Source organism: Citrobacter sp. Awk 4 (assembly GCF_028069725.1).
GTDB lineage: Bacteria > Pseudomonadota > Gammaproteobacteria > Enterobacterales > Enterobacteriaceae > Citrobacter_D.
The window spans coordinates 24,053-32,092 of the sequence record NZ_JANEWG010000047.1; the positions used below are offsets into that span (position 1 = coordinate 24,053).

The following is an 8,040-nucleotide window of genomic DNA, read 5'->3' on the forward strand; positions in this document are numbered from 1 at the left end:
CGCCATCCCCTTCCCGTTATAGTCATTCCATTACCCTCTGGCGGTTATTTTAAAAGGATAAAAACGTGAAATTGACGATACCTCATGTCTGGACAGGCACGGCAGTATTGCTGGCGGGATTACTGCTGACAGGCTGCGATCAGCAAAGCAGTGATGCAAAACACATCAAAGTGGGCGTGATTAACGGCGCCGAGCAGGATGTGGCGGAGGTTGCCAAAAAAGTGGCAAAAGAGAAGTACGGCCTGGACGTCGAGCTGGTCGGCTTTAGCGGTTCGCTGCTGCCCAACGACGCCACTAACCACGGCGAACTGGATGCCAACGTCTTCCAGCATCGCCCGTTCCTCGAGCAGGATAACAAGGCCCACAACTACACGCTGGTAGCGGTGGGCAATACGTTTGTCTTCCCGATGGCGGGCTACTCGAAAAAAATTAAAACCGTTGATCAACTGAAAGAGGGGGCCACGGTAGCAATCCCAAATGACCCGACCAACCTCGGTCGCGCGCTGTTACTGCTGCAAAAAGAAAAGCTGATCACGCTGAAAGCGGGGAAAGGGCTACTGCCAACGGCGCTGGATATTACAGACAATCCGCGTCACCTGAACATTATGGAACTGGAGGGCGCACAGTTACCACGAGTCCTGGACGATGCCAAAGTCGATGTGGCGATCATCAGCACCACCTATATTCAGCAAACCGGGCTGTCTCCGGTGCATGATAGCGTGTTCATTGAAGATAAAAACTCGCCGTACGTGAACATTCTGGTGGCGCGAGAAGACAATAAAGACGCCGAAAACGTGAAGGAATTTCTTCAGTCTTATCAGTCGCCTGAGGTCGCCAAAGCGGCAGAGAAAATCTTTAACGGCGGCGCGGTACCGGGCTGGTGATGCTCACCCGTTGCCGCGCCGGATGGCATCAGACTGCTTTGGCGCGGCGGCGGGAGTCCATTGAAATCAGCACCACCGAGGAGAGGATCAACAGCGTACCCAGCCAGTCAGGCAGGGTGAACGTGATCCCCAGTAACAGCAGTGAGAGCAACGCGCTGCTCAATGGCTCTGCGCAGCTCAGAATACTGGCCCTCGGCCCGCCAATCATCTGCGCGCCTTTCAGGTACAGGCTAAACGTCAGCGACGTGCCAATCACCACCAGATAAAAAAACGCCAGAATCAGACTGCCATTCACCACGAAGTGGGTGCCCTCTGTGGCGTAAAACGGCAACAGGAGCGCCCCGCCGATTAACATACTCCAGCCGACAATCGGTAACGTGCCGTAGCGGGCAATCAGTGTCGAAGGGTAGGTCGTGTAAAACGCAGCGGCAAAGGCTGAGGCGATCCCCCAGAACAGCGCGGAAGCTGAAATAGACAGCGACGTTGGGTTGCCATGAGTCACCAGTAAAAAGGTACCGATAAGCGAAGTGAGAATGGCGGTCAGTACCAGAATGCCAGGCCGCGCTTTACGCACCAGAGAGAACCACGCCACGATAATCGTCGGTGATAAAAATTGCAGCACCGTGGCGGTGGCGGCGTTGGATTTCTCGATAGTGAGCAGGAAAGTCAGTTGTACGGTGAGCGCGCCGACGATGGAAAAGATAATCAGGCTCAGGGCGTCTTTGCGATTCCTGAAGAGGGAAAACACCTTATCGCCATGCACGAAGGAGAGCATCAGTAAAATCAGTCCGGCGAATATCAGACGCGTCATCGTCAGGAACTGTGACGACATCTGGCTTTGCTCCATGATGTACTGCGCGCACACCCCTGAACTCCCCCACAATACGGCGGCGATCAGGACGTTCATCATCCCTCTTCTGGTGGAACTCATTTTTTCCTCTGCGTGTTGTTTTGTCTTTTTTATGTGCAGGCATCATAGCAGAGATAATGTGCATGGCGTCACCGGTAAGCGCATGGAAAACGGTCTGAATAATTTGATGGCAAACCGACAGCAGAACGGGAAAAATGGCCGACGGCGACAGGACTTATACTCGGGAGTGCACATGTTCCGCCTTGAAGATCTCACGTTGTTTGTCCGCGCTGCGGCGTTAAACAGTTTTAGCGACGCCGCGCGAGAAGTGGGCGTACAGCCTGCTCAGGTCAGTTCCGCCATCAAGCGGCTGGAATCTGTATTAAACATTCGCTTATTCGCCCGCTCGACCCGCAGTTTGCGCCTGACGCCGGAAGGCGAGATTTGGCTGCCCTACGCCCGCCAGATGCTGGAGGCGATGTACGCGGGCTTGCAAAAGATCCAGACGCCGGACGATGAGATTTCCGGGACGCTGCAAATTGCCGTGCCGTCTGATCTTGGGCGAAACCTGCTGTTGCCTGTTTTTCAGTCCTTCCGCCGTCGCCACCCTGCGCTACGGCTGCGGATATTTTTCTCCGATCAGATTGCGGATGTATTCAAAGATCCGGTTGATGTCGCGTTTCGTTATGGTCACACCGAAGACGCCTCATATATCGCGCTGCCTGTTGCACCCGGTAATCGCCGCGTGCTGGTGGCCTCGCCAGACTGGATTGCGCAATATGGTGAACCGCGCAGCCCGGAGGATTTGGCGCAACACAATGCACTGACATTCGTACTGCGTGGGCGCCTTCATGACCGTTGGACGTTCATCCGTAACGGTGAAGTCAGTAGCGTACAGGTCAATGGCGTCATGATGAGCGATGATGCCGAAGTCATCCGGCGACTGGCGATTGCAGGAGAAGGGATCGCGTATAAGTCCTGGCTGGATGTTTGTGACGATGTGCGAGACGGAAAGTTGCAGGTGCTGATGCCGGAATATCAGGGAGAGAGCGCGCCATTAAACATGATCTGCCCGCATCGCAAACAACTCTCCACCGCCGTGCGCTTGCTGCATGAAGCGGTAAAAGCGCGCTGCGACGCGCTGGAGTCGTCACTTCCCTGAACGCGGATCAGACGCGAAATGTTGAAGAACGCCCGGTTCAGGGATGTGCTTTTGGTACCGCCTGTGAACGCCGCAGGTTACGCGTCCTGGTCTTGCTCCATACTGTCTTTACTTTGAATCAGCCTGAGCGCCAGATAAAGATCGGGGGTAAATATAATATTACTCTCGTCCATCATCGGTCGGTGTTCAGTAAACCAGCGCGTTAACTCCGTTTTCCTGCCTGCCAGCACTAACATGATCTTGCGGGCCTGGAGTTCATTAATTAATTCATCAATGGTGGCTAACACGCTGATATCCGGATGGGTAAAGCACGCAACGGCATCAATCACCACCCATTTGGGTTCAAACGCCGCGCCATCAACCAGATTCAGTATCCGCCGTTTAAAATAGGCCGCATTAAAATAGGTCAGGGGAGAATTAAAGCGATACATCATGACCCCAGGGACCATTTTGATATCGTTTGAATTCCCTAAGGAATGGATCATCCCATTTTCATCTGTCCCGAGCAGATGCTCAGTAGGACGAAATACAGTACGCAAAAATTGCAGCAACCCCAGTAATACAGCAAGCCCGATTCCCTGGAGCACCCCAATCAGTAACACACAAACAAACGTAAAGCAGGCCAGACGAAAGGCCGGTTTATTTCTTTTTCTCAGTCCCCACAGCCCACGTAAATCGATCAGCGACCATGAGGCATAAATTAAAACGACACCGAGGGCGGAGATCGGGATGTATTTTAAGGGTTCGGTGAAGAAAAAGACGATAATCGCAATCACCAGCGCGGCGATAATAGACACCAGCTGGCTTTTACCACCGTTGGCGTCATTCACGGCAGTGCGGGAGTCTGCGCCGCTTATCGCAAATCCCTGCGATAAACCGGACATGATGTTCGCAATGCCGAGGGCTCTGAATTCAATGTCGGCGTTAATACCGTAGCCGTTTTTGGCCGCAAAGCTGCGCGCTGTCAGCATCAGGCTGACAAAACTGATTAACGCCAGGTTCAGCGCCGGGATCACCAAATCACGCATTAAACCGGGCTTGAATGTTCCCCAGTGGACAACAGGCAGACCTGACTGAAAGTTATCGCCGCCAATGGTGGCAACACCATGTTGTTGTGCCGGCGTACACCACATCAGTAGTGTCATGATGATAATGGCAATCAAAGGGGCGGGCCATTGGCTGCGGAACTTCTTGATAGTGATGAGGATGGCCAGCGTTAAGAGTGAAATCGCGGTGGTTAATAAATGGCTGTCCGGGATCCGCCCCGGTAAGGCAATAATCTTCTCAATCACCTGCGGCTGGTTGAGCGTAATTCCCAGCACTTTTCCCAGTTGCCCCACGATAATGGTGATGGCAACACCGTTAAGTAAACCGGTCAGGATCGGGTGTGACAGCAGGTCGGCAATGGCGCCAAGACGAAACTGGCTGGCAAGAATACACCATCCCCCCATCATCAGTGTCATGACGATCGTCAGCTGCCAGTGCAGTTCGGGGTTTCCGGCGGCCAGAGGAATCACGACGGCCGCGATAACGGCGCAGGTGGTGGCATCGGGGCCGACAATCAGCTGTCGGGAAGAACCAAACAGTGCATAGGCAATCATCGGTAAAATGCAGGAATACAGCCCAACGACAGCCCCCACACCGGCCAGCTCGGCATACGCAATGGCAACGGGAAGCGCCACCGCTGCGACGGATAACCCAGCTCTAATATCCTGTTTTAGCCAGCTTTTTTCGTAATCTAATAAATTCTTTAAGCCCGGCATGTAATTTAAAAGAATATATTTGAGCATAGTACTCTCCGGATACGGGTTAACTGCTCTACTGCATCGGGCGGACATATCATGCAATGTGAAATGTAACGCGTCGCTGATTGAGTATGGATGCCAGCGACGTCACGCTCCAGCGGGAGCGTCACTCACCAGGATCCGGGGGGAGGCATTGTATCAGAAGCGGCAGAACGCTGAGTAGGCGTGCCTTGGTGTATCGGTGCTATGGTGTGACGGGCGCACCGGTTGGATTCAAGTACCGGGTAAGATAAATCGGTAGAGTCATATGCATTCGCGAAAAATATGTTTGCTTGTTCAGGGGGGATTTCTGGGCGACTTCTTTGCTTCGTTTTTCCACTGTAGCAAACCGGAAATATCTTTTTCGCCTTCGGCTTCTTTCAGCCGACGCTGCTGATTTTCAAACTGAATATATTCTGCCTGCGCTTTTTCATCCGCCATTTTCTTGCTGATCTTGCCTGAACCTTCCAGCACTTCACGGTCGTTAAACTGCAGGAACTGATCCAGCTTGTTTTGCCAGTCTTGTAAAAACACCTGCTGGCGACGTCTTGCCTGATCTTCGGCAAAGTCGAGCCACATATTGACGATCCGATTAAGCTCCTTCACTTCATTCTGATTAAGGTAATTTTTCGCGACGGTTACATCACTTTTACGGACCTCTTCGCCTTTATAGCTGGTTAAGCCCATATGCGGTTGGTTAGCATCGGCGCGCTGGTGAATCAACTCCGCAGCAGTTTGGCCTGTGCAGGCAAAATGCAGTTTATTCTGGATGGTCTGAAAAAATTGCGTCGTTTCGTTGAGTGAGGGTTGGTAGTCTGCTGCTAGTGCAAAAATCTCCCGCACCCGTAAATACACCCGGCGTTCGCTTGCGCGGATATCACGGATGCGCTCCAGCATCTCATCGAAATAGTCGGGTACGGCTGATGATCCAACGGGCGGATTTTTCAGCCGCTCATCGTCCATGACAAATCCTTTAACCAGATATTCCTGCAGCGTTTGGGTGGCCCATTGACGGAATTGCGTGCCGCGCGTGGATCGGACGCGATAACCGATGGCGAGAATGGCTTCGAGATTGTAGTGATCTATCTCTCTGGAAACCTGACGTTTTCCTTCCTGGCGAACTATCCGGAATTTCCGGATAGTTGAATTTTGATCAATTTCGCCATCAGAAAATATATTCATTAGATGCTCGTTGATGGTTCGAACATCTTTAGCATACAGATCGGCCATCGCTGACTGGGATAACCAGATAGTCTCTGATTCGAAGCGGCATTCGACACGGACTCTTCCGTCTTCACTGGCAAACATAATAAACTCCCCTGCCGGAGATTGGATTACGCCTTTATCTGCCATGTCGCCTCCGCTTTAATTCGACGTACAACGCTGTAGTTCGCTTAGTATGCCAGAGATTGATTCTGATCCTGCTAATTCAAACGTGGTTTTGCGAGCAGCTTTCCAGAGGAATATCACCATATCTGGCTGACGGAAATTAGTGCGCGAACGACATCGCCCCTTCAATCTCTTTCAGCTTCCGTTGTGCCGCTTTCAACTCCGCAAGCAGCGTTTGTTCTTGTTCGCTCCCGGTCATCAGAACAAGACATCCCTCCGTGACTTTGACCGTCACCTGCTGCCCGGTATCAAATCCCGCGTCTCGTAACCACTTCCCTGAAAGCGTCAGGCTGGGCGTGCTTTTGTTCGTTCCCTGCGGGCGATATCCCACAATGAGCGTGCGATCGGTTTTTGCAATCGGGGTGTCTGGGGTAGAATGCGGATCAGCCATAATCAACTCCTTGATAGTTGGTGAGGTTAGACGCCCTTTAGTGCTCCAACACTGCTGGGCGTTGTCAAAATTACGAATCCATGTGGTAGGTACCACATGCAGATAAACTAACCGAAATGGTACCTACCATGCAAGAGAAAAAGAAACCAAATTTTGACCGTACCAAAAGCACGATGAAGAACATCCGTTTCGAGGATGAGCTTTTGGAACAGATTGAGAAAGCTGCGGGGAAAGGGAATTTTAGCAAGTGGGTGAAAGAGGCTTGCAAGGAGAAGTTGAATTCTTATAATTAATTGTTTCTTAAGGAAACACGAGTGTTTTTAAATAAAATACTGTTTTTTTGTACAGTATTTTATTGATGTAGTATCTCTAATCGGATATTGTCTTGCTAAGAAAATGATGATGCTCTTTTGGGACTGATATCTTGAATTGATAGCCACTAGTTAAGTAGTCAATTTATCTATCAACCAACGAGGTTAGCCATGGATGCGAATGTTTTTATCCGAATAGATTATAAAAAAGATAGATCAAATCCAAGTCAGCTTTTTGAAGCAATGAGCCTGTACATTTCAGCTTATGAACAATTTGGCCAACTTTTAGCTAAATCTATTGATGTAAAACAGGATTTTAAATTTCACCTTGAAGATGTTCAAATTTCGTCTATTAAAGCAAAATTAATTCAATCACCAAGTTTTATAAATAAATTTTTTATTAACAGGGTTGCATCTGCGGGTTCAAATATATTTTCACAACTAATAGAAACTGATGAGACTGAGACTGAAGAACAGGTCGATCAACTAGCGGCAAATTTAGAAGAAGCGTTGCTCCATGATGGGTTTGGGTGTGAGATTGATTCTCACATAGATCGTAAAGCTCTTTCTCATATGCTGGGTACAGTATCTAAAGCCAACAACCTTATTCAAAAAGATGAAGTTGTCGAGTTTGGAAGTTCTGTTTATTCGCAAAGTATTAATACAAAATGGCGGTTTGTGGGTGATCTTTCTACAATGTTTTTAGGGGTGAAAGAAACAATTACTGCAAGGGATTATTTATATGTGAAAATTGCCATAAATGAAGGTAAGCAACTGTGGACTTTCAAAAGCGCAAAAATGAATAAAACTTTTACCGCACGAATTCTCGTTAAGGATTGGGTAAAAAACTACCAATCCGGGTTAATATCACCGATTGGACCAAAAGACACTTTATTAACAGAATTTAGTTATGATCTTTATAAACCGTATGATAAACGAAAAACTGCAGAAATAAGAAACGTTAAAATTACAAAGATCGACTATATTGTTAGGGGGGGAAGCGATGAGCAATTCGAAATACCAGCTTAGTACAATAGAGAAAAAAAGTTTCGTTTCAGATCTAAAAGCTGAGTATTTATATATATGTGTGCCTTTTGTTATTTTAATTTTGGTCAAAGTTTATTTTGGTCCTTTACAAGATATTATATATTCCTCTGACTGGAGTCTTGCTGCTTCAATTGTACTTGGCCAAAATGCTGCAAAGATTTCACGGTCTATTTCCAAGGTTAAACAGAGAGTTAATGATAGTAACTTTAGTTGGTATAGTGC

General features: G+C 49.0%; 8 protein-coding genes and 1 pseudogene. 5 read left to right on the plus strand and 4 right to left on the minus strand.

Features of this window, described 5'->3' with window-relative positions:
* Nucleotides 1-65 precede the first annotated feature (65 nt).
* The gene (gene nlpA, locus NNO04_RS17420) at nt 66-884 is read left to right on the plus strand and encodes a lipoprotein NlpA (RefSeq protein WP_271445760.1); all 819 of its coding nucleotides are present in this window, start codon (nt 66-68) and stop codon (nt 882-884) included.
* Nucleotides 885-912: 28 nt separating this feature from the next.
* Here nlpA and NNO04_RS17425 read toward each other — a convergent pair whose 3' ends face one another.
* Nucleotides 913-1,815 (minus strand): carboxylate/amino acid/amine transporter, encoded by a 903-nt coding sequence (locus NNO04_RS17425; RefSeq protein WP_271445761.1) that lies wholly within the window; start codon nt 1,813-1,815, stop codon nt 913-915.
* A gap of 172 nt (nt 1,816-1,987) precedes the next feature.
* Here NNO04_RS17425 and NNO04_RS17430 point away from each other — a divergent pair, with 172 nt between their 5' ends.
* On the plus strand, nt 1,988-2,896 hold the full coding sequence (locus NNO04_RS17430) for a LysR family transcriptional regulator (RefSeq protein ID WP_271445762.1): 909 nt from the start codon (nt 1,988-1,990) through the stop codon (nt 2,894-2,896).
* 77 nt (nt 2,897-2,973) lie between these two features.
* On the opposite strand, the gene NNO04_RS17435 is transcribed toward NNO04_RS17430, so the two are convergent.
* The 3 genes from NNO04_RS17435 to NNO04_RS17445 all read right to left on the minus strand — a co-directional run bounded on the left by NNO04_RS17435 (nt 2,974) and on the right by NNO04_RS17445 (nt 6,460).
* The gene (locus NNO04_RS17435; protein ID WP_271445763.1) at nt 2,974-4,686 is read right to left on the minus strand and encodes a SulP family inorganic anion transporter; all 1,713 of its coding nucleotides are present in this window, start codon (nt 4,684-4,686) and stop codon (nt 2,974-2,976) included.
* Nucleotides 4,687-4,977: 291 nt separating this feature from the next.
* Complete coding sequence (locus NNO04_RS17440; RefSeq protein ID WP_271445764.1) at nt 4,978-6,033, minus strand: virulence RhuM family protein; 1,056 nt, start codon at nt 6,031-6,033, stop codon at nt 4,978-4,980.
* 136 nt (nt 6,034-6,169) lie between these two features.
* Nucleotides 6,170-6,460, minus strand: a complete 291-nt coding sequence (locus tag NNO04_RS17445) for a SymE family type I addiction module toxin (RefSeq protein WP_271445765.1) — start codon at nt 6,458-6,460, stop codon at nt 6,170-6,172.
* 128 nt (nt 6,461-6,588) lie between these two features.
* Between NNO04_RS17445 and NNO04_RS17450 the strand changes: the two genes are divergently transcribed.
* From NNO04_RS17450 to NNO04_RS17460, 3 genes and pseudogenes are all read left to right on the plus strand, one after another.
* The gene (locus NNO04_RS17450) at nt 6,589-6,753 is read left to right on the plus strand and encodes a YlcI/YnfO family protein (RefSeq protein ID WP_271445766.1); all 165 of its coding nucleotides are present in this window, start codon (nt 6,589-6,591) and stop codon (nt 6,751-6,753) included.
* Nucleotides 6,754-6,942: 189 nt separating this feature from the next.
* Entirely contained in the window at nt 6,943-7,800 is an 858-nt protein-coding gene (locus tag NNO04_RS17455) for a hypothetical protein (RefSeq protein ID WP_271445767.1), read from the plus strand.
* Nucleotides 7,775-8,040: pseudogene (locus tag NNO04_RS17460) on the plus strand (hypothetical protein); the annotation flags it as partial. The gene NNO04_RS17455 and the pseudogene NNO04_RS17460, both read left to right, overlap by 26 nt.

Coding starts and splice junctions, on each gene's coding strand:
- NNO04_RS17425 (WP_271445761.1), bottom strand. CDS start 1,815: ATGAGTTCCACCAGAAGAGGGATGATGAACGTCCTGATCGCCGCCGTA.
- NNO04_RS17430 (WP_271445762.1), top strand. CDS start 1,988: ATGTTCCGCCTTGAAGATCTCACGTTGTTTGTCCGCGCTGCGGCGTTA.
- NNO04_RS17435 (WP_271445763.1), bottom strand. CDS start 4,686: ATGCTCAAATATATTCTTTTAAATTACATGCCGGGCTTAAAGAATTTA.
- NNO04_RS17440 (WP_271445764.1), bottom strand. CDS start 6,033: ATGGCAGATAAAGGCGTAATCCAATCTCCGGCAGGGGAGTTTATTATG.
- NNO04_RS17445 (WP_271445765.1), bottom strand. CDS start 6,460: ATGGCTGATCCGCATTCTACCCCAGACACCCCGATTGCAAAAACCGAT.
- NNO04_RS17450 (WP_271445766.1), top strand. CDS start 6,589: ATGCAAGAGAAAAAGAAACCAAATTTTGACCGTACCAAAAGCACGATG.
- NNO04_RS17455 (WP_271445767.1), top strand. CDS start 6,943: ATGGATGCGAATGTTTTTATCCGAATAGATTATAAAAAAGATAGATCA.